The sequence below is a fragment of the Nostoc sp. GT001 genome (genome assembly GCF_030382115.1).
In the GTDB taxonomy this organism is placed as follows: domain Bacteria; phylum Cyanobacteriota; class Cyanobacteriia; order Cyanobacteriales; family Nostocaceae; genus Nostoc.
Genome location: NZ_JAUDRJ010000003.1, coordinates 6,458,883 through 6,484,082, shown reverse-complemented (window position 1 = coordinate 6,484,082; position 25,200 = coordinate 6,458,883). Strand labels below are relative to the sequence as shown.

Genomic DNA, 25,200 nt, shown 5'->3' with positions numbered 1-25,200 from the left:
CTTACTGCCTGTATCAAAATTCTCATTATGTCTAGTTTACCAATTAAGCCTCCTGTTTCTTCGCTTCAAAAAGAGCTTGCAATTAGAAGTGAGCCTATTCAAAGAATATATAATTTTTATGTTAACAATCAATTTTATGTAAATCGTAAATATCAGAGAAAGCTTGTCTGGACTATTGAAGAGAAAAGGGCATTTATCGATTCAATTTTACATGGGTTTCCAGTACCTATAATATTACTAGCTCAAGTTAAAGAAAATATAGCTTATGAAATAATAGATGGAATGCAAAGATTGAATGCAATTACTGCTTTTATTGAAGGTGAATTTGATGTCTATAGCAAATTTTTTGATTTGGCTACAATGGTAGAATCAAAATCTCGTCTTGATCAGGGTTTTGTAAATCAGAAAACACCTGTATTAGAAAGAAGTCTATCTGAAGTAATAGCAAGTTATGTAATGCCTCTTTCTGTTTACTCTTTTAATGACGAAGAAAGAATAGACGAAATATTTCGAAGAATTAATTCTAATGGCAAATACTTATCTAGGCAAGAGTTAAGAGCATCTGGAGCAACTGCATTCTTTCCTGACCTTGTACGAAAGATATCTAGTGAAATCCGAACTGATACTTCTGCTTCAGATACTTTGCTTTTAAATGATATGAAGTTAATAAGCATAACTAATAAAAATCTTGAGTATGGAATTAAAGTTGATGAGATTTTTTGGGTAAAAAATGGTGTTTTGACTAAAGAAATGGTTAGAGANATCAAAAGTGAGGAAATAGTAGCTGATCTGGTTGCTTATATGGCATTGCCAGAAATACCAAGGAGTAGTTCGGAAGTACTAGACGAATTTTATGGTTTAAAAGAAAGTCCCAGACAAAAGGAAATAGAAGCAGCACTTCAAAAAGTTAATCCTGACATTATTAGAAGGCGCTTTATTAAAGTATATGATCAAATTCGTAAATTATTAGAAATATCTCAATGTAAATTTAGTGAATTAATATTTTCACAACCACTTCAAATTATACCTCGCTACTTTCAAATAATTTTCCTAAGTATTTATGAATTAATGTTTAAAGAGAATATGGAAGTAAAAAACTATCAAGAATTGTCCGATAAACTAAAGAATATTGGGCAACACATTAATATAACTACTGGTGGAAACTGGAGTACGAAAAATAAAAGCAATAATATAGGTGGAGTGAAGGGGATTATTCGAGATACTTTTAAGATAAAGGAACAGGTAGACCCTGCTACTGATAGTTGGTTAACTGAGTTTGAAACTTTACTTACACAATCTCGGACAGAGCAAACTCTTTTTGACTTCAAGCAAGGATTTACAAGATTAGATGGAAGAGGAGAGTTTGATGAAAAAAGTTTTAGTAAGATAATCAAGACTCTCACCGCTATGGCAAATCACTCTCCCGGAGCAATAGGATATGTATGTATTGGAGTCGCTGATAATGAGAATGATGCAAGTAAAATAGAAAATTTATACAATATTATTAGCAATAAATACCAAAACTTTCACATTACTGGAATAGGTCATGAAGCTACAAGATTTGCAGGAAATATTGATAGTTTTTTTAGATTATTGATACAAAAAATACAGCCTCAGCCAATTGATCAAGCTGTCAAAGATAATATTGGTAGAAATATTAAAATAGTTAATTATTACGGTAAAGATGTGGTGGTATTTTGTATCAAAGCAGGAACAAGCCCTGTCATGTATGACAACAGATATTATCAACGTATTGGAGCAAGTGTAGAAGAAGTTAAACCCGAAGGTTTTCTAGAGTTTTTTCGACGGTTTACTTAAGTATTTACTACCAAAGTATACTGGCGTACAAGCGGTTAAAGCAAAATTTACTGTACTAAGTGGATAGTTAGCGACCGCCACCATCCCTCAATAACTTCGATAAAATCTCTCAACAGATACTGCTGACAACTTGTAGAAATTCTCTTAATACAGGTGTCATATCCTCTTCCCGCCACACTATAGCCGTTTCTACTAATGGTGTTTTCTCCTCCAGAGTACGATAAACTACACCAGTTCTCTGAAGATTTTGCAATGAAGACGGTGCGATCGCAATCCCCATTCCGGCTGAAACCAATCCGATAATCGTCTGCATCTGAATCGCTTCTTGAGTCACTTTTGGGCTGAAGTTTCCTTGCTGACAAAGGCTTACGATTTGGTCGTAAAGTCCAGGGCCCAAATAGCGAGGGAACATGATAAAGTTTTCGTTTACTAGCGATCGCACTGAAATCTTTTCTTGTTCAGCTAAAGAATGAGTTTCCAACATAGCGACAATTAAAGCTTCTTGCTGAATGCATTCCTGATTGAGTGTGTTGTCTTCTAAAGGTGGATGGGCAAAACCTACATGGATGTGCCGATTCTGTAGTGCTTGCTCTTGCTGAGTTGTGGTTAATTCTTGCAATACCAACTCTACTTCTGGAAACTGTTCTCTAAACCGCCGCAAAATCACAGGAAGCAAATCGTAAGTTACCAAACTGGTAAACCCAATTCGTAATTGTCCCTTTTCACCTCTTCCCGTTTTTTGAGTTAGCTCAATTGCTTTTTGGAGTTGAGCTAAAAGTTGATAAGCCTCTTGCAAAAAAACTTGTCCTGCTTCTGTTAGTTGCACCTGTCGTTTGGTCTTGCGGTGAAACAGTTCTACTCCCAATTGCGCCTCTAATTGCTGAATTTGCTGGCTTAAGGGTGGTTGAGCGATGTGCAGTCGCTCGGCGGCTCTACTGAAGTGCAGTTCTTCAGCTACAGCAATAAAGTAGCGCAAGTGTCGCAATTCCATTTCTTTTTCATTTTATAATGTTTCAATTCTCTATAAATATATAAACGCAGAGAGGCGCAAGTTAGCGCAAATATTTTAGAGAATTTGTAACAAAAACTAGAGGTGCGATCGCTATGATTAATGCTAATTTACGTATAAATTTCATTGATACTCGACAATCAAAAATGTATTGCTCACTAGAATCATCCCGTGAAAAAATGTTGCTTGTAATATAAAAATGTATAAGTTTCTATGCTATATTTATTAGTTTTTAGAAGCAGCTATTGAAGTTTTTACGTATTGTTATAAAAGCCTCAGATGCTATGTAAAAATTATTTAAACTTGGCTTCAGCGTTCAAGCTTGATTACAAATCCTGCCACCATACTTGATCTACCAAGAGATTCATTCAAACTATAAAATAATATTAAGTTTTAAGCATTTTAGTGCTATATGCTTTACCAGCTAAGATTTTAAAAATAGTAATTATCGCTTCTTTAATAATGAGCAAGAGTGTTTCAAAAAATATTATTCATAGCGCCGAATAATGATCTATTTTTCTGATCTTCAATGCCCCATGCCCCATAACCTATACCCAATACCTTAATTGCATACTTCTATGGGATTAGAAGTATCCACACCAACCCAAACAAATACCCCTAGCAGGTTAAACTAGGTCTGGTAACAACTGCTCCACGTTCCTTATGAGGCTTTTATGGGAGCTAACCTCAAACAGATTGCCAGCTATTTAGACAACCTTGGTTGGGACTACCGTTTTGATGATGAAGAAGACCGAATCATAACAGGTGTGGAGGCTGATAACCTAGAAGATTTCCTAATAGTTGTCCAACTGGATGAAGAAGGAAAATTTTTTCGAGTATTTGCCCCTCAAGTCCTAGGAGGAATCCAAGACCATCCTCACAAGGCAGCTATCCTCCAAACAATGCTTGCCATTTCCTGGGAAACCAAAATGTTGCAATGGGAGTATGACCCATCCGATGGTGAAATTCGTGCCATTATTGAGTTCCCTTTAGAAGACTCGATTCTCACAGAAAAACAATTTCACCGTTGTCTGAGTGGATTAATTCAGATTGTCGATGGCATAGCAATACCTCGATTGACAGAAGTTATGGCAACAGGCCTCGATCCGGGGAATATAGAACTTGGGGAAAGACTATTACTCAGTATCCAAGAAGAAGCCCCAGGATTGTTAGATTTACTAGAAAAAGCAATGGAAGCGCGAAAAAAGCGAGGAAGTTTTCCTAGTGAGTGAGACGGATCATCACTTAAATAGCTATACTCCAAAGTGATACCCTCACTATATACTGAAATTTTCTGGGGCTGGATATTATGACATCCTATGCAACCTCCTCTGCCAAAGCGGAAATGAGTGAACTACGGCGGTTGAAAGGCTTACTACCGCCAGAATTACAGAGCTGGGTCACGGTTGAAGGCACAACTGAGGTCAATCCACCCCTGGTTCGCTGCGAAGAAATTGGTAAAGACCAAGTAGAAATTCAAATTGATTTGGTGAAATGGGATGCCCTCGCAATGGATCAGCGTAATCTGCTGTTCTGGCATGAGGTTGCTCGCGTTCAAAATGACACAATTCCTAAAGATGGTTGGGAAATGGCAGCTCTAGCCATCGGTTTAGGTGGTGCTGTAGGGGAATTGTGGGTACAAGATGGATTGCTGCTGGTGTTAGCTTTGTCGCTTTGTGGCGTGTCAGGCTGGCGACTGTACCAAAAGAATAATGGGGAAAAGCAACTAAGAGAATTGCTCAATGCTGATGAGAAAGCGATCGCTTTAGCAACTCGTTTTGGTTATAGCCTCCCCAATGCCTACAAGAGTCTCGGTAGCGCCTTGAAAACCTTGATTGATAATACTCCTAGTAAGCGCCAACGATCGAGATACGAAGCAAGACTCTCTGCCCTCAAACGCAGTGCCAATAAGGCAAAAGCTAAATCCAAGGCTCCAGATGAGGGCGCACTATAGCAACCAGAAATTAGGTTGGGTGGGTATTGCTCACCCCCTGAACTAAATCAACGCCTTGAACTAAAATTCAAGTTTCTCTTTGAGTTGGAGAGAGAAGGTTTTATGTAATAAAACCTCTTAGTGGTCTTTTGATTTAGCTAATTAGACTGCCTACTGAGGAGGCTGCTGCCTCCCTAATTAGCGGCAACAGCCCAATTACCATTTCATAAAATCTTACTTTTTTCTTGACTACATCTTTATCAAACTAAAATTTTACAACTGGTTCAGCATTTTATGCGTCTGGGGGATCACTCGTACGTGCTTGACAAACCCCTTCATCAAAGCTTGCCACGTTAAAACTTGATCGCTGGAAGGCGCAAGTACAGGTACTGGAGAAAATTGTTCTGATACTGCCAAAGGCGTAACTGGTTGTAAAAATACTGAGATATCTGGACTAACCTCTGCCACCAACGAAGCTGAACGTTCTAACTCGGCGGGATCTGTGTTTTGAGACACAATTATCTTGACAAAAACATTTAAATATGAGTCATAACATAACTGGAGAAATTTACTATGTTCTTGCCAATGACTTTCGCCGCTAACACTGGGCAATTTTAAATCCATACCTACAGAGTCTAAGTATGGGATAATCATTGCTAGTTGTTCTGGGCGATGTCCGCCGGTTTCTAAGTATATAGGTAGACCAGTTATGGCTCGCACTTGGGGTAGAAACTGCGTTAGAAATGAGGCATGAAGAAGTGGTTCGCCGCCAGTTAAGCTAATGCTATCGTGTAGACAAGGCAGATTTTGCTGTTCCACCCATTCGATTAATATGGGTAATGGGACGGGGTTAGAGTGGATTTCAAAGTCGCGCAATCCAGGCGATCGCTCTATCCGACAAGTTGTAGGTGCACTCCAAGTGTGGGCGCTATCACAAAAGTGACAGCGCAAATCACACAAAGCAAAACGAATAAATATCTGACGTGTCCCTACATTCAGTCCTTCCCCTTGAATGGCAGAAAAGACCTCAATCAGGCGTGCGGTAGGTGTAACCGTATTTTTAGAAATCATTTGATGAGAGCAACGCGATCGCGCTGCGTCGGCACAACAGCAAGGATGTTTTTTGGCTTCTTGTTCTATTGTGAATCGTCGCTAGCGATCTCCAATCTCAGCCTCGGTAAATAACAGTTAGTCCTGATTACCACCAATTTCCGATATTAGGTTAAGTAATTTTGTAGGACAAACTAATGTTTGGCATATTACATTATACATGGCAACGAAAGTGCAGAGCTTCATGACTAGCCAACCGACAGAGGTCGATTTTCCAGTTAATTCCCTAAACGACATTGCTATAGTGCAGGTGCCGACGCGGTTGAGCGTGCTGGAGGCTTTAGGCTTTAAGCAAACCTGCCAAGGCTTAATTGGGCCCAATTCACATCCCAAGCAAATCATCATTGACTTTCACCAAACTACTTTTATCGATAGTAGTGGTTTAGGTGCCCTGGTAAGTAATTTTAAATATGCTCAGGCTAAGGATATTACATTAACACTGCGGAATGTAACACCTCAAGTCATGGCAGTTCTAAAACTCACAGGGTTGGATCAGGTTTTTCCTCTAGAACTTGTGGGGGATGGGTCGTTAATAGAACAAGATGACGTAGTAGATAATCGAAAGACAACTTCTCGTAAAGTAGAGCAGTTACCTACTACTCACCCATCTATGGCATCTTGGATGAAACGGTTCTTAGATATTGTTGGGTCAGTGATTGGTTTATTAATTACAGGAATTTTATTTATTCCGATTGCGATCGCTATTCAAATTAACGATCCCGGCCCCATTTTCTTTAGTCAAATTCGTTGTGGTTGGATGGGGAAACGCTTTAAGATTTGGAAATTTCGCTCTATGTGTGTGGATGCAGAAGCGAAGAAATCCCAAGTCAAAAACCAAGTGCAAGGTGCTTTTTTCAAGAATGAAAATGACCCTAGAATTACTAAGGTAGGGCGCTTTTTACGGCGAACTAGTCTTGATGAATTACCCCAATTTTGGAACGTCCTCAAAGGAGAGATGAGTTTAGTAGGCACTCGACCACCTACACCCGATGAAGTTGAACGCTATGAAGTACCTGAGTGGCAACGTTTAGATGTCAAACCCGGTATGACTGGCGAATGGCAAGTAAATGGGCGTTCTACAGTCCGTAGTTTTGAAGATGTAATTCGTCTGGATTTGCAGTATCAAAAAAATTGGAGTTTAGTGTACGATTTAAAGCTAATTTTCAAAACTATAGCTATTCTGTTTAATAGAAACAGTGGTGCTGTTTAGCTAATTATCCTTATTCACAATTTTTTGAGAACTCGCAACTCTCACGATATTCTTAAATACACCCAAGCCTAAAATAGGCTTGGGTAAATTTTAGGTTTACTAACAGCAGCACACAAGTATCAGCCAATTTTAGTTTTGAGATTTTAGACTGATCCCACGGATCAATCCTCTTTATTAAAACAAAGATGTTTATGTATTTTTATCCTCTATTAAAATCAGGGTTTGAAAAAATTTTGGATTTTGAATCATTCAATCCAAAATCCAAGATTCAAAATCTCAAATTTGGTAATCCTGTGTATGAGATTATCCCATTGCTTTCTGAACACTAACTACTTCAACCAGCTGCACCTCTGGCAACAAACGCTTCATGCCTTGCTTAACAAACCCCTGCAAAAAACCAATCTGCTGATTTTGTTGAAATACCTTTTGCAATGTTTGCCGCAAATTCTCCAAATTCAAACCAGTTCCAGAATCTATCGCTATTTCCTGCTGTTGGAAGTAATCAACTAGACTTAACCCTGCGACTCTAGTCAGATAAGCCGCACTTACTCCCTGCACTACACCACCAGCAACAAAGGTAACGGCATTACTTTTCAGAACAGTACTAATCGCCTTTGTAGAAAGTTCAACTAAACCCAATTTCAGCATTAAACTTCCCATTGTTCCAGCTACGGTTTGTGCCTGTTCTAGAGAAAATTTTTGCTGATAGATATTACCTAAATCCATTACCATTTGAGCATTAATTGCCGCAGTTGCCAGGATATCAAAGGCTGGTACTGGGTTAGCAAAGGCAGCGGCAGCAGCTATCCACTGATATTGTTCAATAATTGGGGTGGCGCGATCGCGTCTGGTTCCATTTAGCCAATTTTTCGCCTCAGCTTTCAACAATCCGGCTTTCCTCATGGTTGTTAACCAAACTAGCCGTTGTCCTTGCTGTGCCAAAACTTCACCCAACTGCTGCGTTAATTGCTGGATATCAGCTGCTGGTTGCTCCATCCACTCTTGCACAGAACCATCAGCCTCATGCTTTCGGACTTTGATGGCAATGGGAGAGGCCGCAGTTGCAACTACATTTCCCTGCATCCGCTGTTTCAACGACAGCAAGATGTTGGCGCTTTCATCGGTTAAATACTGGTCTTGTTTGTTGAAAACCAGCATATTAGGCTGATTTGCTGCCTTTAGCTGCTGTAAAGTTTGAAATTCTGAGTCTGTCAAATCACCGTTTGTCAGAAATAGCACAAAATCAGATTTTGCTACTTCTGCCAAAATAGCCGCATCTGAGTTTTCACCCACTTCTCTAAATAAAGGTGGTGTCTCTTGTAGAGATACGAAATTTTGTGTCTCTAGATTTTGCTCTAGCACTTGAATTAAAGTGCTTTTACCCACGGATTTCCCGCCAGTCACAGCTACTTTAATTTTTTGCCTGTCTAATTCCAACAATAATTGGGCAATTTGTTCTCTGAGTGTCTCTAAGGCTGGATGGTTTTCCGCTTCTTGTGCTAGTTGGTTAATTACAGTTTCAGTTTTAGCGATCGCACTTTCCGCAGCCGCTCGATCAACCACCATCCCATCTAGCTGCTTTAAACTGTTTTTGGGGCGATTTTGCTGGAATAACCACAAACCACCGCCTACAGCTAAGGCACTCAACAAACCAAACTCACTCACCTGTACTATAGAATCGTGCCAACTGTCCAACATCCACAGGGAAAAGGAAAGTCCCAATCCTCCCACTAAAATTGGTCGCTGCAACTTCACAACCATGATTCTCCGCGCTTTTTGGATGGCTATTTCTTCCAGAATAGATCAAAATAAAACAAAACCCCGCAATCTTTACTGATTGTAGGGTTTTGTTTTACATTTTATTTGGTGGCGGGAAGTGGATTTGAACCACTGACCTTCGGGTTATGAGCCCGACGAGCTACCAGGCTGCTCTATCCCGCGTTGCTCTCGACTTATTTATAGTAACCTATAGTCAAGAGTTTGGCAACTACAAAAACGATAATTCTCCAATTACTTCTAAACGCTTGTATTTTCCCAAGGTGACAAACTTTTCTGAGAGGCTTTCGGCGGCACTGGGACTAATCCACCCCATTTGCTGGAGTAAGTGAATAGCTACGGCATATTTTGCCCGTTTTGCCCCATCCATAACTTTGATTGCCAATCCCAAGCCTTCACCGAGTCTACCAATACACTGCACTCCTTCGGCACCAGTTTTGCTGACTAGTTCTCCTGGAGTTAAGCGCATCAGTTCCGTATCAAATTCTCCATCTCCTGCTACCATTGCGGGGTGATGAGTCATGGCACGGACAATGCGCTCCATATCCAAGTTTGTACTAGAGGCTAACAGTGCATACAAAGATGCCATGTGACCGAGTTGCATCAGATAAGTTGGTGCGCCACAGTCATCATGAGCGCTGATAAATTCTGCTGCTGGCATTCGCAGCAACTCTGCGACTTTGCCCAAAATTAACTGCTGTATTGGATGCTTGCGATCCAAGTAGTTATTCAAGGGCCAATGGCGTTGCTGACAAACAGCTAACATTCCCGCATGTTTTCCAGAACAGTTGTATTCCAGAGGACTCCGTTTGCCTTCAGGAATTGGACACTGGAGTATAGTTGGGTCAAGATCCGCCCGCCAAAGGATATTAAATACCTGTCGGACTTGATCTATTCTTCCTTTATGGGAACTTGTGATAATTGCTAAGTCGCGATCGCTGAGTTGATAGCGTTCCAGTGTACCTGTGGTGGTGACAGCAAGTGCCTGAAATGGTTTGAGGGCTGAACGGATAAATGCAGCAGTTTCAGAATTTCCGGCAACAGTTAGAACCCGTCCTCGTTCGTCGCAGACAACAGCTTGGACTATATGCCTGGATTCAATAATACCTTCCCGCAGCAACCGGACTTCCAGTGCTGTGGCTTGAGTTCGTTTTCCCATTGTCATGGGTTTATATTTATCACCTTTTTTTAGTTAGGAGTTAGGAGTTAAGAGTTATGAATTATTAACTAATCACTCCTAACTCCTAACTCCTAACTTTTAAAACAAATGCCAACCTATAGTACCAATAACGTACATTCCCGCCAACCCAGCAAAGGTAAATTGTAACCGCCGCAGAATGGGTTTGATTTCGTATGAGACAATTAAGCGATCGCGGTTGAGAACTTCCTCTGGTTTAGTCCAAGTTTGACCATCGTACCAGCCGGACTCTTCATAAAATACTGTGGGACTACAAAGGCGATCGCACACGTAGAACCAACCTAAGTACAACCTTACCAGTATCAGTACTAATCCGACACTCGCTCCGGCTGCACCACAGAGAATAAAATGTGCAATATACTTGTGAGGGGGAAAACTTGCCGCAGCTATGGGTCCTGCGAATAGCCAAGATAAACCCCAAATCCAAACAAGTTTCGTGATATACTCGCGCCAATCTAAAGTAGTATCACGAAACAGCCAGGAAGTTTTTAACTCTTCGTATTCATTGAGCGGTTGTTGGTCTGTAGGAACTGGGCAATTAGAAACCGAAGACCTAATCATGTTGGCTTACCCTCACCTTCATCAGATTCTGGAAGGGAAATACGTTCTGCATGAATCCAGAACGCTTCTAAATTATAAAACTCCCGTTCCTTGGGCATCATGATATGAACGATCACATCACCGTAGTCTTGTAGTACCCAACTACCCTCAACTTTTCCTTCTGTCCTTAAGGGACGGCGTTGCAACTCAGTTTCGACTTTTCCTTCAATTGCTTGAGCGATCGCCCTTACCTGTACCTTAGAATAGCCAGTCATCATCACAAAGTAATCCGCCAGGTAAGATACCTCTGCTACTTTGAGCAATAAAATCTCACCTGCTTTGCGATCTGATGCCGCAACAGCGATCGTTGCAGCTAATTTTTCGCTCGCCTCTTCGGTTTGGCCGTGGCTTATTACCGCACTCTTCGTCAGTGGGACAGATTGCAATGGGAAATTTCCTTGGAAATAATCAGTCATTAAACCTCAGGTGCTTTCTTCCTTTTGAAACAATTGTTGACATTTACTTACAAACAACGAACAATTGATCTGACAAATGTGTCAATAGGTTTTTTTGAATACTAACAAAAAAACAGGTGTCTATGGGATTAGTTTGATAATTGGCTGTTGAGATTTCGATATCCGCAACAGCTGAAAAGCTGATGGTTATTGTGCAGCGATAAATCAACCAATAACTTTCCAGCAGGAATTAACAGCGAAAATAATCGCAGATTCATCAAACAGCATAATATGTAATGTAAAGCTAGTAATTCGCAGGTAACTATACATCTACGCTTTATACTGTCTACCAAAAATTATGATACAACACAGCATACTAATAACTGGTCTAGCAAAAGTGCGCTTTATTATATACGTATAAACTCAGTATTTATACATAATTTATCAGTAATAACCCACGGATGGAATGAAGTGAAGCCGTGAGATTTTTAGTTCAACAATCCACCTGACAACCTGCTTGTCTATCGCTATATTTTTAATAGTAAAATTAGCTACCCTCAAAATCTCATAATATTTAGACATGAGGGCATAATTGTAATCTCTACAGATGTAACATAACTTTGCAGTAAAGATTAAACTTCTTGTTTCGTAACTATGCCTCTAGACTGAATTGCTCTACGTTCTGCTGTCAATGAGTAACATAAGGACTCATACTGATTTAAAGCTTGCTCAAAAGCATATTGCTCAACGGCATATTGGCGACTTTTGTAACCCAGAGTTTTGACTTTTTCAGGGTTTTGGTACAAATCTAAAATTGCCATCGCTAAAGCTTGGGGATCTTCTGGAGGAACGATAACTCCGCCGCCACTTTGCCTAATGGCTCTTGCTGCCGTACCATTGTCGGGGACAGAGGCAACTAAGGCCCCTCCACTAGCAAGTAGCACTTGAATTTTTGACGGCATATTGAAGGATACAACATTTTTCTTTTGCACCACTAAACCAACATCCGCAGCTGCTAACATCTGTGGTAAATCTTTGCGGGGTTGAAATGGCAGTAACAACACATTATCTGCGCCGCAGTCTAGACATTCCTGTTGCAATCGCTGTAAACCTTTTGCCTCTCCAACGATGACAAAGACAATATCTGGGATATGACGCAATACAGAAGCAGCTTTGACGACGCTTTCTAAACCTTGAGTTAAGGCGATGTTACCAGAATAAAGTACTACAAATTTGCCATTCAGATTATGTGCTGCGCGGAAAGGGTTATCCTCTTTAGGCAAAGGGCGGATAAAATTTACATCAACCCAGTTGGGAATTTGCACAATTTTCTCAGCTTCTACGCCCTTAGCTCGCAAATTGTCCACAAACCCATCGGCGATGACGCTAATTTTACTGGCACTGCTATAGGCAAATTTTTCCAATAATGTAAACAACCGGATAAGTAATTTATTTTTCAGTAGACCGACATGGACGGCTGCTTCTGGTAATATATCTTGTAGATTTAAAATCACAGGACAAGCACGTAACCATCCTAAAAGAGCAACTGGTACACAGCTTGGCAAGGATGGCGATGTTGAGAGAATCACATCTGGGCGCCAACCGATGAGGGCGGGTACAAAACTAGTGACGACGAAACTAGCATCTAATAACACCCTATCTAATAGGTTGGGTTGTGGACGAATCCAAACGTAACTGCGTTGAATTTGAACGCCATTTTTGTATTCGTTGACATACCATTTACCCCGATATTCGTGGTAAATTTGCCGCTCAGGGTAATTGGGCATAGCGGTGACTACACGCACTTCATGCCCACGTTTCACTAGTCCCTCTGCTAATTCAGTCATTAGTGGGGCAATACCAATCGGTTCTGGATAGTAGTTGTAGGAGTAAATTAAAATCCGCATAAAAATTTAGTCCGAAGTACCCCGGTTTTTTATTTAGTGACAAATATTTGTCTGAAATATCATCTGGGCTTGGAAAACCCTATATCTAATTGTGACTCCAGACTGTTTTTATGTCAGGTGTTTTCCTTAAAGATTGAGTAAACTTTGAGATGTAATACTTAGGGTAACTATAAATTTTTTTTACTATTTAAACAGTTTTTCAATTGTTATGTTTTGATTGGTACTTACGTAGAAGCCCTAAGTATATTAGGTTTTACCAACTCTTAAAACCAAATTGGGATAGTTAGTATTAACTCTCTTTATAAGTTACGCACATAAACCATTTTCATAGAATCTGAATATTAATAATATTTTTTGATCGTACTAGTAATTCAATGAGCGATCGCCCTTGTATTTTCTCTTTTTTTGCTGGCTCAGGTTTCCTCGATTTAGGTTTTGAAACCAGCGGTTTTAATATTGTTTATGTCAATGAAATCTTCGCTCCATTCATCGCCGCCTATCGCCATTCACGAGAAGTTCTGAAAATGCGATCGCCTGAATATGGATATCATCACGGTGAAGCCGCCGATGTAACAAATCTTATTGCCGGAAAAGAAGCGCAACGCCTACAAGAATTAGTCAAAAATTGCCGCAAATCTCATAATATAATTGGTTTCATCGGCGGACCTCCCTGTCCTGATTTTTCTATTGGTGGAAAAAATAGAGGAGGTTTGGGAGAGAATGGTAAGCTTTCTGCTTCTTATGTTGAATTAATTTGCCGCAATCTTCCAGATTTATTTTTATTTGAGAACGTTAAGGGTTTATGGAAGACAACAAAACACCGTTTATTTTTTGAATCGCTTAAGCAACAATTACACGAAGCAGGCTATATATTAACAGAGCGATTAATTAATGCTATCGAATATGGCGTACCCCAGGATAGAGAAAGAATTATTATAATTGGTTTCAAAAAGAATTTTCTTCAGAACATAGGGATCAAAGTTGGTAGTGAAAAATTACTACATGAGGTGTATTTCCCTTGGAATAATTATATTTTATATTCTCACGAAAAAGTCTTTTCTTACCCTTGGCGCAAGTGTGAACCATTCCAAGAAAATTCTCTAATACCTTGTCCTGACAATATACCTGAAGAATTAACAGTTGAATACTGGTTTAGAAAAAATAACGTTCTGAAACATCCCAATACTGAAAACTGTTTTCAACCAAGGGCAGGGATCAGAAGATTTGCTTCTATTGATGAAGGAGATGATTCTAAAAAGTCTTTCAAACGTCTGCATAGATGGCGTTACTCTCCGACAGCTTGCTATGGAAATAATGAAGTACATTTACATCCTTACAAAATCCGGCGGATTTCTGTAGCAGAAGCTTTAGCTATCCAATCTTTGCCTGCCAATTTTGTACTTCCAGAAAATATGTCACTCACTAATATGTTTAAAACTATTGGTAATGGTGTCCCATATTTGGCATCGCAGGCATTGGCTCAAACTATTATTAATTTCTTAGGAAATAGTGTAAAAAATTCTGTTGATATTCCTAGTATTACTACTACTTAGCGTTAACTTAAATACTTGCACTAATTCCGGGATATCTGTAAAGCCAATATTAAAGACAATTCAGCAGCTTGTTTTCAGGATAAACTCGTAATAAATGTGGTTTAATGTATATATAAGAAATGTTTTAATTTTTTATAAAGTTTAATAATCAATCACTGGCAGAAGACACGATGGCAGCAGACTATCCAGACATTGATATTGCGCCATTTATCGATCACTCCCTGTTAATACCAACAGCTACTCCAGAGCAGGTTGAACAATGGTGTGAAGAAGCATACAGATTCAACTTTGCGGCGGTTTGTCTGTTCCCCGCTAATGTTAAGCAAGCAGTAGAACTCCTCCACGGTAAAAACCCCAAAGTCTGTACGGTGATTGGTTTTCCTTCTGGTGCAACGACTTCAGCCGTGAAACTGTACGAAGCTCAAGAAGCGGCGGATAGTGGGGCCACTGAGTTGGATGTAGTCATGAACTTGGGCTGGTTGAAAGCTGGCAAAACTGAAGAAGTCCACCGGGAGATTGCCGAAATTTGCGAAGAGACTGGACAAACGGTCAAGGTGATTTTGGAAACTAACCTGTTGACAGATGCAGAGAAAAAAATAGCTGCTGAAATCGCTATGGAGGCGGGAGCAGCATTCTTAAAAACTAGTACAGGTTGGAATGGTGGTGCCACAGTGGCAGATATACGACTTTTGCAGGAATTGGCAAAAGAAAGAGTGGGAATTAAGGCTTCAGGTGGTATCCACACTATCAATCAAGCCCTAGACTTAATCGTAGCGGGTGCTACTAGATTAGGCACATCTCGCGGTATGGATTTGATCCGTCAGCGCGATAACTTGGGAAAGGGTGAATAGTCATTTGTCCTACCCTGCGGGAAGCCGCTGGCGCGTCTATGTCATTTGTCCTACCCTGCGAGAAGCCGCTGGCGCGTCTATGTCATTTGTCCTAATCTAATGACCATTGACTAATGACTAAATAACTACTAATGACTAATGAGTAGAACCTACAAAGCAACTGGTATTAATCTTAAAACCCAGGCGCTAGGAGAATCGGATAAAATAGTGACGATTTTGACACGAGAATTCGGTCTAATTCGAGCCGTGGCTCCAGGGTCACGTAAGCACAACTCCAGTCTGGGCGGTAGGAGTGGAATGTTCGTTGTGAATGAACTATTGATTGCTAAAGGGCGATCGCTTGATAAAATTACTCAAGCACAAACGTTAAAAACTTATCCTGGTTTAGCTAAAGATTTGGGAAAACTGGCTGCCAGTCAATATTTAGCAGAAATAGTTCTGTGTGAAGCTTTGAGCGAACAACCCCAAGAAGAACTTTATGATTTGTTCAATGAACATCTCCATCGCTTAGAAGCGGTGTCTAGTGCAAATCCATCTGGTGTTTTAGCTCATCTGGCTCATGGTGTATTTCACCTTTTAGCCTTAGCAGGACTGACGCCGCAAGTGCAAATCTGTTGCCTATCTCAACGTTCCCTTAAGCCAGACTTCACAGACCCCAACTGGCAGGTAGGATTTAGCATCCCTGCGGGTGGAACGGTTTCCTTAGAAGCTAGGGAACGTTTACGAAAAGAGGGGGAGAGGGAGATGAGGGCAGAAGGGCAGAGGAGCAGGGGAGCAGGGGAGCAGGGAGAGCTTAATAACCAATGCCCCATATCCAATCTTTCATCCTCCATGCCCAAAACCCAAACAGTTGTTGTGCATCGGCAAGAAATACCTGTGATTTCTTGCCGTCTGGGTGCTATGGAACTGACTTTGCTTCAACATCTGTTACAACCAGAGATAATGCAAATTGATGGTGCTAGAGATTATGACTGGTTATCTGTTGAGCAGATTTTGCGCCAGTATGCTCAGTATCAATTAGGTCGCCCTATTCGCTCTGCTACCTTGATCGACTCTTATTTTGCTGCCAACCATGATGCAACCGTTTGATTTGGATAAGAAAATCCTGCCTTTGTCACCAAGCCTCGCCAAAAAACAGAATAGGGTATCAGATCCTACAGTCAGGAATCACTTGAGTGCTGTTCCCAAGTGTACACCTAGTCAAATAAATGGCCAAGAAATGTCCCCAAAAGATGTTTCTCAAAACGATCAAAGTTGGACAGCGGAGATCCCAAAAACTGATCTTCCAAGCCAATCAAAAACACAATCAGAGGACAAATTAACCACTGCTGAGGTAGATAGTAACGGCACTAGTAATGGGCATAGTTTGCCAGTAGCCACTATCCCAGAAAAAGAATTACCAAAATTAGATGGGTCTGGTTCAGGTGGAGAAGCTATTGCAGGGAATGTAAAACAGCTAGGATTTTTACCTGTATTAAAAAATCCTAATTTCTTAGCTCTTTGGGGCGGTCAAGTTTTCTCTCAACTAGCAGATAAAGTTTATTTGGTCTTGATGATTGCCTTGATTAATACTCAGTTTCAAGGAAGCAATCAGAGTATTAGTGGTTGGGTGTCAGTCTTGATGATGGCTTTTACGATTCCAGCCGTATTGTTTGGTTCCGTTGCTGGCGTGTTTGTCGATCGCTGGTCGAAAAAGGCTGTACTGGTAGCAACGAATATTTGGCGCGGCATCCTAGTTTTGTCAATTCCCTTCCTGGTGTGGTTGACTCATGATTGGAAACCCATAGGAGTGCTGCCAGTGGGTTTTTTGATTGTTCTGGGTGTGACTTTTTTAGTTTCCACACTGACGCAGTTTTTTGCCCCAGCAGAACAGGCGGCAATTCCCTTAATCGTAGAAGAACAGCATTTACTCTCGGCTAATTCGCTTTACACAACAACGATGATGGCATCGGTGATTGTTGGGTTTGCCGTTGGAGAACCGTTGTTAGCGATCGCAGATGGACTTTGGCTGCAAATTGGTGGTAGTGGTAGTTTGGGCAAAGAACTTTTAGTAGGTGGCAGTTATGCGATCGCTGGACTAATTTTGTTCCTTCTGGCAACTAAGGAAAAACATCACCACCCCGATACAGAATTCCCTCACGTATTCTCTGATTTGCGGGACGGTTTTGCCTATCTCAAAGCAAATCATCACGTCCGCAATGCTTTGCTTCAACTGATTATCTTGTTTTCTGTTTTTGCAGCATTAACTGTTCTAGCCGTTCGGATGGCAGAAATAATTCCCAACATGAAAGCTTCCCAGTTCGGCTTTTTACTAGCAGTTGGCGGTGTTGGTATCGCTGGTGGAGCAACAATTCTCGGTCAATTTGGTCAACGCTTCTCCTATACTCGGCTAAGTCTGTGCGGTTGTATGGGTATGGCAGCATCCCTGATTGGTCTGTCAGTATTTACAACTCAACTGTGGCTCGTCTTGTTACTGGTGGCGCTAGTGGGCATCTTTGGGGCACTAGTGGGAATTCCCATGCAAACTGCCATCCAAACAGAAACACCTCCAGAAATGCGTGGTAAAGTTTTTGGCTTGCAGAACAATGTAATTAATATTGCCCTCTCCTTACCTTTAGCATTAGCAGGTGTCGCAGAAACCTTTCTGGGATTACAGGTAGTTTTTTTGGGATTAGCTGCGATCGTCTTTTCAGGAGGTATATTAACCTGGTATAACTCACACAAGTAGTTATCAGCTAACAGGAGTTATTATTCATTACCTTGAGGTAATTAATATTTACTTAAAGCTTTTGCGTTCATGGTAAACTGTGGTCAGTGAAAATTTATCACATACTTGCCGGATATGAATCTGACATTAGTCAGAATAAGTTGTTTAAATATCAGAAATTAACAACTTATAACTAAAATAAATAAAGCCATCAATCCACTGGTTTAATCAGCTGACAATAAGCTTTTTAAACTAGTAGAAAGTTTTGGGAATTTTTAATAAATAAAAAAACCAGCAAGTATAGCTAGATAAAAGAAAAATCACAAAGGACACACAAGTAATACATTACACCCGCTTTTCTTACAGCTAAATAAAGAATGCGTATAGCCTGGATTGGAAAAAAATCGCCCTTTTGCGGCAATGTTACCTACAGTCGAGAAATTACAAATGCCTTGCTAGATAGGGGACATCAAGTTAGCTTTCTTCACTTCGCCCAGGAAGATTCTGAACCTGATAATTGGCCAAATCTTCGAGAGGTTTCCCTACCTTTCATTTACAAGTCCCAGGTTTACACTATTCCCACTTTTAAAGCCACCAAAGTTTTAACCGATTCACTGCGGGAAATCAAACCAGATGTAGTCCATGCTTCCTTGACGTTATCTCCTCTAGACTTTTTTCTACCAGAAATCTGTGAGGAACTGAGGTTGCCCTTAGTTGCCACTTTTCACACACCGTTTGCTGGCAAGGGAGCAAAGCTGGTATCGGGAACACAACTTTTGGCTTATCAGCTCTATGCGCCTTTTTTAGTTAACTATGATCGCGTGATTGTATTTTCCCAAATTCAGCGAGAATTATTGGCAGGGATGGGCGTAAGGGAAGAAAATATTGCCGTAATTCCCAACGGTGTTGATACCAGCAAGTATTCTCCAGGATTTTCTCAAATTAAAACAGAATTTAAAGCCGAACGCTTGTTTGTCTATCAGGGTCGCATAGCACCAGAGAAAAATGTCGAAGCCCTCCTCCGGGCTTGGAAGCAGTCGGCAATGGAGCCTGGTACTAAATTGCTAATTGTTGGCGACGGCCCTTTGAAGTCTTCCTTAGAGCCATTTTATGGTTCAGAATACGGCATTATCTGGTTAGGATTTGTCGCTGATGAAGACCGACGCATTGAAATTTTGCGGGGCGCAGATGTATTTGTTTTGCCTTCATTGGTAGAGGGTTTGTCCCTATCTCTGTTAGAAGGAATGTCATGTGGGTTGGCTTGTTTAGCAACAGATGTGGGTGCAGATGGAGAAGTATTGGAAAAAGGCGCAGGTGTCGTCATTAGTACCAAAACAGCGCGATCGCAATTGAGAACGCTCTTGCCAGTGTTGCAAGACCATCCAGAGTTAACAACTCTACTGGGGCAAAAAGCTAGACAGCGTGTATTAGACCGCTATACCCTCAGTAAAAATATTAGTCTGCTGGAAGAACTGTATAAAGGAGTTTTAGCACAGCGACCTCTACCACTAAGTCGTAGAGCGTAGGGAAAGGAAATAACCCTGTTCTGTCACTCTCCGAAAACTTTTGCCATTTCTGAAATAGAGAGCTTTTGTATAGCAAGCGATTGCGCGATTATTTCTTAATAACAAATACAAGAGCGATTTTTTTCTAATAGTATAGCTTGTATTGATTGCCTCATAGGGCTTCTAGCGATCGCCCTTCCGGAAAGTGACAGAAGAGGGATAAAGTGCGATGCCTGCACCTACGCATTTTTATGCTTATCAGTGTTCTCCAGATGCATTAGGTGCAGTTTAGCTTTTCTTCATCAGTCTTATATTAGGTATTAGGTTTTAACCTTGCTCTAATAATCATCACAGAACAGTGGCGAAATTCCAATATTTGGCGAGTAGAACTTTGAGAACTTGAAAATATTTTTAATGCTCAGGCAACAGGCGGTGATAGTTTTAACTTCTTATCTAATATTCGTGATGAAAATATTAGGAATCTTTTGAAAGGACGTACCCACAGTCTCCCTTCTAGCAACTGTAGAAGACATAACTATTTTAACAGAGACTTCGGTATTAATTAAGCCACCAGCGTTCAACGACAACATCTCCATCAGGACAAATAGTGTTCCACAATAGGGCATCCAAGAGCCAAGCGTCCTCCCAATTAGCTCCTTCCAAGTTAGCGCCACTCAAGTTGACACCAACCATTTGAGCGCCTCTCAAGTCAGCACCTCTCAAGTCGGTGTCACTCAAGTCAGCATGGTTCATTTCAGAACCAGCGAGATTGGCACCACTCAAGTTGGCACCCCAGAAATTGAGCTTATTCAAGCTAGCCTCTTCCAAGTTAGCACCCCTCAACTCAGCGTGACTCAAGATAGCTCGACTCAATGCAATGCCGCGCAAATCAGCTCCTTCGAGGTTGGCGCGATGAATAACTACGCCGAAAAACTTTCTCTCACCACTGGCATAACGTTGGAGCAATTCCTCAACCTTAATTACCCTGCTGCGATCGCTATAAATACTCCCATCTGGCATAGTAGTATTACAGAAAAGGGTTCCTTCAGTAGTAATGGAACTCCAGTTTGCTCTCAGCAAATTGGCATCAGTCAGGTTGGCACGACTCAGGTCAATACCAGTCAAATCAGCACCTCTCAAGTCAGCAAAACTGAGGTCAGTTTCAGCCAAATTAGCACCTCTCAAATTAGCACCACTCAAGTTAGCCCGCCTCAAGTTGGCGTACTTGATGTCGGTTCCTTCCAAACAGGCGTTACTCAAGTCGGCTCCACTGAAATCAATATGATATCTAGTGATTCCACTCAGATTTGCACCTTTGAGTATGGCATCCCTAAAGATGGGTACTCTGTAATGGAAATTCATAACTCTTCTCAAATTAACACCGCTAAAGTCCCGCTCTCCAGCATCATATCGCTGGAAAAATTCTTCGCTTTCCATAATTTAACCCTCGCATCAAGCAACACATATAAAATACATTGTATATACAACGCTAGAATGGCTTAATGGAATAAATAATAAAATTAAAAAATGACTGCAATTATTGACCTAAAAACATTATATGAATCCAATTACCTGCAATGGTTAGAGGAGACTATTAAATGTCTCAAAAATCGACAATTAGCAGACATTGACTATGAAAACTTAATAGAAGAATTGGAAGATTTGGCTAAAAATGAAAAAAGACGAGTAAAAAGTTTATTAGAACAGATTATTAGACATTTATTACTTTATCAATATTGGGATTTAGAAAAGCAAATAAATACTAATCATTGGGCAGCAGAAATTATTAGTTTTCGTAATCAAGTAAATGAAGATTTAAGCACTAATATACGCAAACATTTAGAGGATAATTTCAGCAGAATTTATAGCAATGCCTTAGATTATGTGAAAGCTAAAACAAAGCTAACCAATTTACCTGAATCATGTCCTTATTCCTTAGAGCAAATTTTAGATAAAAATTGAGTTACCTTAATCTTAAATTTTAATTCTTGGCGCAAGGTATATTCATATTTTAACTGATCAATACCATAAAATTAAGTCGCTACAACTTATCATATTCTTCTGGTTCTACGTTAGGCACTTTATTCAAAACTTGCTGGAATTTTTGCCAACTACCGCTTTTGGCTTTTTCTTCCAAATAGTCTTTGGTCATCCATGCGGAAACTTGTGCAGATAAGGCAATAGTTGCAAGTTGTTCAATAGAAATATTTTCTCTGGCTGCTAAAGCTTCAATTTGTTTATATAAAGATTCGGGTAGCTGTACATTTAAGTTAGTCATGGAATTTCTCCTACTATTTGCAAGAATTCTTTGGGTGAAACTACCGTCAGTCCGAATTTTTGGGCTGCTTGTAAATCTTTTTTATTGTAAGTGATGATAAAGTCGGCTTGGCATTCAACAGCTAAATCGATGAGAAAATCATCATCAGGATCGCGTGCTACTGGCCGCCATAAATAGAAAATGCTACATCTATTAGCGATTCTACAAATAGCTTCAATAACGTTGTCAATATCTTCATCGCTCAATCCAAGCTGCTCTTTTTCTCGTTTGAGAATTTCTTCATACTCGAAGACTAAGGTGGTAGAGACATTTAACTGCCAACGTGTATCATTCAGAATTGTTAACAGTTTGTAAGATGCACCACGATTAGATCGTAAACCAGTAAGCAGTACATTAGTATCAAGTACAAGTTGGTACGAATATGTCATTATTTCGCTATTACTAGCATTTTTCCGTAGTGACGAGCTTATAGTCTACCTATCGATCAATTAATCTTTGAATTATCCATTAAAGACCATCCTAAACTGGTTGGCTGTTCATAAACCCGCTTTAGAGTATTTACATCTCTGGCAGAAATAGGCGACGGGTTACGAACTTGAGAAAAGTATAAAGCATCAGTTTGTAGCGGACTATGACCCCAAATTCCCAACGCATGGCCAAATTCGTGGCGGCTAGCTGCAATGAGATACTCACCTGTTTGACTGGGGCTTATCAAGATGGTAAAGCGGTGGGATAAAATTTTGCTGCTGGTATATAACTGGTAAGTAGTTTGTGCTGATCGCGCACGAGGTATATTACTACCAGGGGAAATTTGTAGAGGTGGCGCTTTTCGCGCGATCGTAATATCAGCAATTTCTGGCTGTTCGACTATTGTCAAAGGTAAATAAGTAGTCCACTCCTTTACACCCTGCAAGACACCATTAACCCATGCTTGAGCTTGTTTTTCGCTGACAGATTTTGGCAGTTCTACGTAAACTCGAATGGGAAATTGTGACCAAACTAAATAACCAACTTGGGTTGTTGTGACTTGGGAAAAGTAGTCACCACTGTTAGTGTTATCTTGCCACTGCGCCAGTGTGGGCGGTAAGGGATGAGGTTTTGGGGAAGTGGGGAGAGAGATTATTAAATCTGAATATACATATTTTGATATTATTGTAAACCCATGAATCGACTCGATATTAGTAAAAACGATTAACAGCCCTGTACCAAAAAATAAGGCAAGAGCTTTAATTAACCGTCGTGAAATTAAATTTATTAGGGTGTTAAGTATCGGGTGTTGGGTTCTTTTCCCCATTTACCTATCCTTATTTAGGCAGCCAACCAGCACTTAAAACTACTGTTAAACCGAGAAAAATTACTGTCAATGCCCAAGTAATTCGGTTTAAGGTGTTTTCTGCACTTTTGGTGCTGCTAAATAATTGGGCTTGTCCGCCAATAGCGCCAACGCCATCACCTTTAGGACTATGGAGTAAAACCAAGATAATCAAACCAGTGGCGGAAAATGCCCAAATGCCTTGCACGATATTACTAACTGTCATGGTAGGAATCTCATTTATAACAATTTTTCAAACAGGGAGTCAGAGTTGGGAGTTGGAAGTTGGGAGTTAGGAGTTAGGAGTTAGGAGTTAGGAAAGTTTTAATTCATCACTCTTGACTATTAACTCTTAACTCCTCACTATTAACTGTTTTACAGCCCTACTTGCACGGGAGTGCGAGTACGTTGCAGCTCGTATTCTGCTGTTTTCAGCAGCGATCGCCCGGTCATTTCTGGTGGCTGAGGCAGCTGTAAAATCTCTAGAATTGTGGGAGCGATGTCGGATAGCTTGCCATCGCTTCGCAGTTCGACATTTGTACCATATCCAGGGATTTTAACTCTCTCTCCTTCTACCAAGATGAAGGGCACTGGGTTAGTGGTATGAGCCGTCCAGGGATTACCCCCTTCATCTAGCATATACTCAGCGTTGCCATGATCGGCAGTAATAATTGTTGTACCGCCGGATTTGATAACGCTCTCTAACAAACGTCCCAAACAGCGATCGACTGTCTCAATTGCTGTAATGGTAGCTTCGATTTGACCAGTATGCCCTACCATGTCTGGATTGGCATAGTTAATCACAACTAAGGAATATATACCCTTTTGAATCGCAGCGATCGCAACATCTGTAACTGCTACTGCTGACATCGCTGGGGCGTGATCATAAGTCGCTACCATTGGACTGCTTACCAGTTCCCGATCTTCTCCAGCAAAAGGTTCCTCCAGACCCCCATTAAAGAAATAGGTGACGTGGGCGTATTTTTCGGTTTCGGCGGTGCGGAACTGATTCAAACTGTGATTGGCTATGACTTCTCCCAGAATGTTACTGAGATTCTGAGGCTCAAAGGCTACAGCCACGGGTAAGTCTGAATCATACTGCGTAAAGGTAACAAAAGACAGGGGTGTGATTAGCTGTCTTTCAAAACCGTTAAATGTGGGACTGACCAAAGCTTGAGTTAGTTGTCTGGAGCGATCGGGGCGGAAGTTGAAAAATATCACCCCATCCCCTGGTTCTATTGCGCCGGGAGCAATTCGGATTGGGTTGACAAATTCATCTTTTACCCCTTCGGCGTAAGATGCTTGCAAGATTTCTACAGCCGTGCGATTATCAACCACACCATCTTGAGTCATCACGTCGTAGGCACGTTTGACGCGATCCCAGCGGTGATCGCGATCCATCGCGTAGTAGCGACCGCTGAGGGTGACTATGCGCCCAATTCCTGTGCGGTTTATATAATCTTGCAATAGTGTGATTGCTCTTACACCGTCAGTTGGGGCGGTGTCACGACCATCGGTAATGGCGTGAATACAAACTTCTGGAATTCGCTGGTCTTTGGCTAAGTCAAGTAGTCCGAATAGATGGGTGATATGTGAATGTACCCCTCCCTCAGAACAAAGGCCTACTAAATGCAGCTTGCCATTCCGAGAGCGAACTTCCTGGCAAATTTTGACGAGTGCTGGGTTTAAGGCAATAGAACCGTCTTCAACCGCATCAGAGATGCGTACCAGTTCTTGCGGTACTACTCGCCCAGCGCCAATGTTCAAATGACCAACTTCCGAGTTGCCCATTTGACCCTCTGGCAACCCTACGGCTTTTCCTGATGTGCGGATGAGGGTATGCGGATAAGCTGTCCATAAACTGTCCACTATGGGAGTTTTAGCAGCAACAATAGCGTTTCCTCGCCTTTCCTCGCAGTAGCCCCATCCGTCTAAAATGACTAGCACCACAGGAGCAACAGGTGCTTTGGTCATAGTAAAATTGCCCTTTACTTTTTGTAATACCCGAATGATACCACTGCTAATCCACGCCGCAAGT

23 protein-coding genes and 1 tRNA gene are annotated in these 25,200 nt (G+C 40.9%); 10 read left to right on the top strand and 14 right to left on the bottom strand.

All coding sequences use genetic code 11. From position 1 onward, the window contains the following. The first annotated feature begins 27 nt into the window (after positions 1–27). Positions 28–1,818 carry a GmrSD restriction endonuclease domain-containing protein gene (locus tag QUD05_RS30350; protein ID WP_289799293.1) on the top strand — a complete coding sequence of 597 codons (1,791 nt, stop codon included), beginning with the start codon at positions 28–30 and terminating at the stop codon, positions 1,816–1,818. Positions 1,819–1,927: 109 nt separating this feature from the next. Here QUD05_RS30350 and QUD05_RS30345 read toward each other — a convergent pair whose 3' ends face one another. Continuing rightward, complete coding sequence (locus QUD05_RS30345) at positions 1,928–2,809, bottom strand: LysR family transcriptional regulator (protein ID WP_289799292.1); 882 nt, start codon at positions 2,807–2,809, stop codon at positions 1,928–1,930. 692 nt (positions 2,810–3,501) lie between these two features. Here QUD05_RS30345 and QUD05_RS30340 point away from each other — a divergent pair. Together QUD05_RS30340 and QUD05_RS30335 are read left to right on the top strand one after the other, a co-directional pair. Next, on the top strand, positions 3,502–4,059 hold the full coding sequence (locus QUD05_RS30340; RefSeq protein ID WP_289799291.1) for a hypothetical protein: 558 nt from the start codon (positions 3,502–3,504) through the stop codon (positions 4,057–4,059). A gap of 77 nt (positions 4,060–4,136) precedes the next feature. Next, positions 4,137–4,781: a DUF3318 domain-containing protein gene (locus tag QUD05_RS30335; protein ID WP_099099657.1), complete on the top strand. Its 645-nt coding sequence runs from the start codon at positions 4,137–4,139 to the stop codon at positions 4,779–4,781. Between the two features lie 252 nt (positions 4,782–5,033). On the opposite strand, the gene QUD05_RS30330 is transcribed toward QUD05_RS30335, so the two are convergent. After that, positions 5,034–5,831: a 7-carboxy-7-deazaguanine synthase QueE gene (locus QUD05_RS30330; protein WP_289799290.1), complete on the bottom strand. Its 798-nt coding sequence runs from the start codon at positions 5,829–5,831 to the stop codon at positions 5,034–5,036. 199 nt (positions 5,832–6,030) lie between these two features. Here QUD05_RS30330 and QUD05_RS30325 point away from each other — a divergent pair, with 199 nt between their 5' ends. Beyond that, on the top strand, positions 6,031–7,080 hold the full coding sequence (locus QUD05_RS30325; protein WP_289799289.1) for a sugar transferase: 1,050 nt from the start codon (positions 6,031–6,033) through the stop codon (positions 7,078–7,080). A gap of 303 nt (positions 7,081–7,383) precedes the next feature. Here QUD05_RS30325 and QUD05_RS30320 read toward each other — a convergent pair whose 3' ends face one another. The 6 genes from QUD05_RS30320 to QUD05_RS30295 all read right to left on the bottom strand — a co-directional run bounded on the left by QUD05_RS30320 (position 7,384) and on the right by QUD05_RS30295 (position 12,956). Then, the gene (locus QUD05_RS30320; RefSeq protein ID WP_289799288.1) at positions 7,384–8,841 is read right to left on the bottom strand and encodes a YcjF family protein; all 1,458 of its coding nucleotides are present in this window, start codon (positions 8,839–8,841) and stop codon (positions 7,384–7,386) included. 103 nt (positions 8,842–8,944) lie between these two features. Then, positions 8,945–9,021: transfer RNA gene (locus QUD05_RS30315), tRNA-Met, on the bottom strand. 46 nt (positions 9,022–9,067) lie between these two features. Then, positions 9,068–10,021: an asparaginase gene (locus QUD05_RS30310; RefSeq protein ID WP_289799287.1), complete on the bottom strand. Its 954-nt coding sequence runs from the start codon at positions 10,019–10,021 to the stop codon at positions 9,068–9,070. Positions 10,022–10,114: 93 nt separating this feature from the next. Beyond that, positions 10,115–10,615: a CGLD27 family protein gene (locus QUD05_RS30305; protein ID WP_289799286.1), complete on the bottom strand. Its 501-nt coding sequence runs from the start codon at positions 10,613–10,615 to the stop codon at positions 10,115–10,117. Then, on the bottom strand, positions 10,612–11,070 hold the full coding sequence (gene rsfS, locus QUD05_RS30300) for a ribosome silencing factor (protein WP_181928677.1): 459 nt from the start codon (positions 11,068–11,070) through the stop codon (positions 10,612–10,614). The genes QUD05_RS30305 and rsfS overlap by 4 nt, the downstream gene beginning before the upstream one ends. A gap of 611 nt (positions 11,071–11,681) precedes the next feature. Next, positions 11,682–12,956: a glycosyltransferase family 4 protein gene (locus tag QUD05_RS30295; protein ID WP_289799285.1), complete on the bottom strand. Its 1,275-nt coding sequence runs from the start codon at positions 12,954–12,956 to the stop codon at positions 11,682–11,684. Between the two features lie 374 nt (positions 12,957–13,330). On the opposite strand from QUD05_RS30295, the gene QUD05_RS30290 reads away from it, so the two are divergent. From QUD05_RS30290 to QUD05_RS30270, 5 genes are all read left to right on the top strand, one after another. Then, positions 13,331–14,509: a DNA cytosine methyltransferase gene (locus QUD05_RS30290; protein WP_289799284.1), complete on the top strand. Its 1,179-nt coding sequence runs from the start codon at positions 13,331–13,333 to the stop codon at positions 14,507–14,509. A gap of 170 nt (positions 14,510–14,679) precedes the next feature. Continuing rightward, a complete protein-coding gene (deoC, locus tag QUD05_RS30285; protein WP_289799283.1) occupies positions 14,680–15,360 on the top strand; it encodes a deoxyribose-phosphate aldolase in 681 nt (226 codons plus the stop codon). Positions 15,361–15,498: 138 nt separating this feature from the next. After that, positions 15,499–16,449 carry a DNA repair protein RecO gene (gene recO / locus QUD05_RS30280; protein ID WP_289799282.1) on the top strand — a complete coding sequence of 317 codons (951 nt, stop codon included), beginning with the start codon at positions 15,499–15,501 and terminating at the stop codon, positions 16,447–16,449. Further along, positions 16,436–18,088, top strand: coding sequence for an MFS transporter (locus QUD05_RS30275; RefSeq protein WP_289800118.1), 1,653 nt, complete (start codon positions 16,436–16,438; stop codon positions 18,086–18,088). The genes recO and QUD05_RS30275 overlap by 14 nt, the downstream gene beginning before the upstream one ends. 356 nt (positions 18,089–18,444) lie before the next feature. After that, a complete protein-coding gene (locus tag QUD05_RS30270) occupies positions 18,445–19,593 on the top strand; it encodes a glycosyltransferase family 4 protein (RefSeq protein WP_289799281.1) in 1,149 nt (382 codons plus the stop codon). Between the two features lie 537 nt (positions 19,594–20,130). Here QUD05_RS30270 and QUD05_RS30265 read toward each other — a convergent pair. Beyond that, positions 20,131–21,009 (bottom strand): pentapeptide repeat-containing protein, encoded by an 879-nt coding sequence (locus QUD05_RS30265; RefSeq protein ID WP_289799280.1) that lies wholly within the window; start codon positions 21,007–21,009, stop codon positions 20,131–20,133. A 90-nt stretch (positions 21,010–21,099) separates the two neighbouring features. On the opposite strand from QUD05_RS30265, the gene QUD05_RS30260 reads away from it, so the two are divergent. Beyond that, on the top strand, positions 21,100–21,534 hold the full coding sequence (locus QUD05_RS30260; protein ID WP_289799279.1) for a DUF29 domain-containing protein: 435 nt from the start codon (positions 21,100–21,102) through the stop codon (positions 21,532–21,534). 79 nt (positions 21,535–21,613) lie between these two features. Here QUD05_RS30260 and QUD05_RS30255 read toward each other — a convergent pair whose 3' ends face one another. From QUD05_RS30255 to gpmI, 5 genes are all read right to left on the bottom strand, one after another. Beyond that, positions 21,614–21,850, bottom strand: a complete 237-nt coding sequence (locus QUD05_RS30255; RefSeq protein ID WP_289799278.1) for a YlcI/YnfO family protein — start codon at positions 21,848–21,850, stop codon at positions 21,614–21,616. Beyond that, on the bottom strand, positions 21,847–22,278 hold the full coding sequence (locus QUD05_RS30250) for a putative toxin-antitoxin system toxin component, PIN family (protein WP_289799277.1): 432 nt from the start codon (positions 22,276–22,278) through the stop codon (positions 21,847–21,849). Before QUD05_RS30250 ends, QUD05_RS30255 begins: the two co-directional genes overlap by 4 nt. Positions 22,279–22,334: 56 nt before the next feature. Beyond that, positions 22,335–23,144 carry a peptidase gene (locus QUD05_RS30245; RefSeq protein WP_289799276.1) on the bottom strand — a complete coding sequence of 270 codons (810 nt, stop codon included), beginning with the start codon at positions 23,142–23,144 and terminating at the stop codon, positions 22,335–22,337. 10 nt (positions 23,145–23,154) lie between these two features. Then, positions 23,155–23,388: a preprotein translocase subunit SecG gene (gene secG, locus QUD05_RS30240; RefSeq protein WP_109011945.1), complete on the bottom strand. Its 234-nt coding sequence runs from the start codon at positions 23,386–23,388 to the stop codon at positions 23,155–23,157. A gap of 149 nt (positions 23,389–23,537) precedes the next feature. Continuing rightward, positions 23,538–25,136 (bottom strand): 2,3-bisphosphoglycerate-independent phosphoglycerate mutase, encoded by a 1,599-nt coding sequence (gene gpmI / locus QUD05_RS30235; protein WP_289799275.1) that lies wholly within the window; start codon positions 25,134–25,136, stop codon positions 23,538–23,540. Between the last annotated feature and the right edge of the window lie 64 nt (positions 25,137–25,200).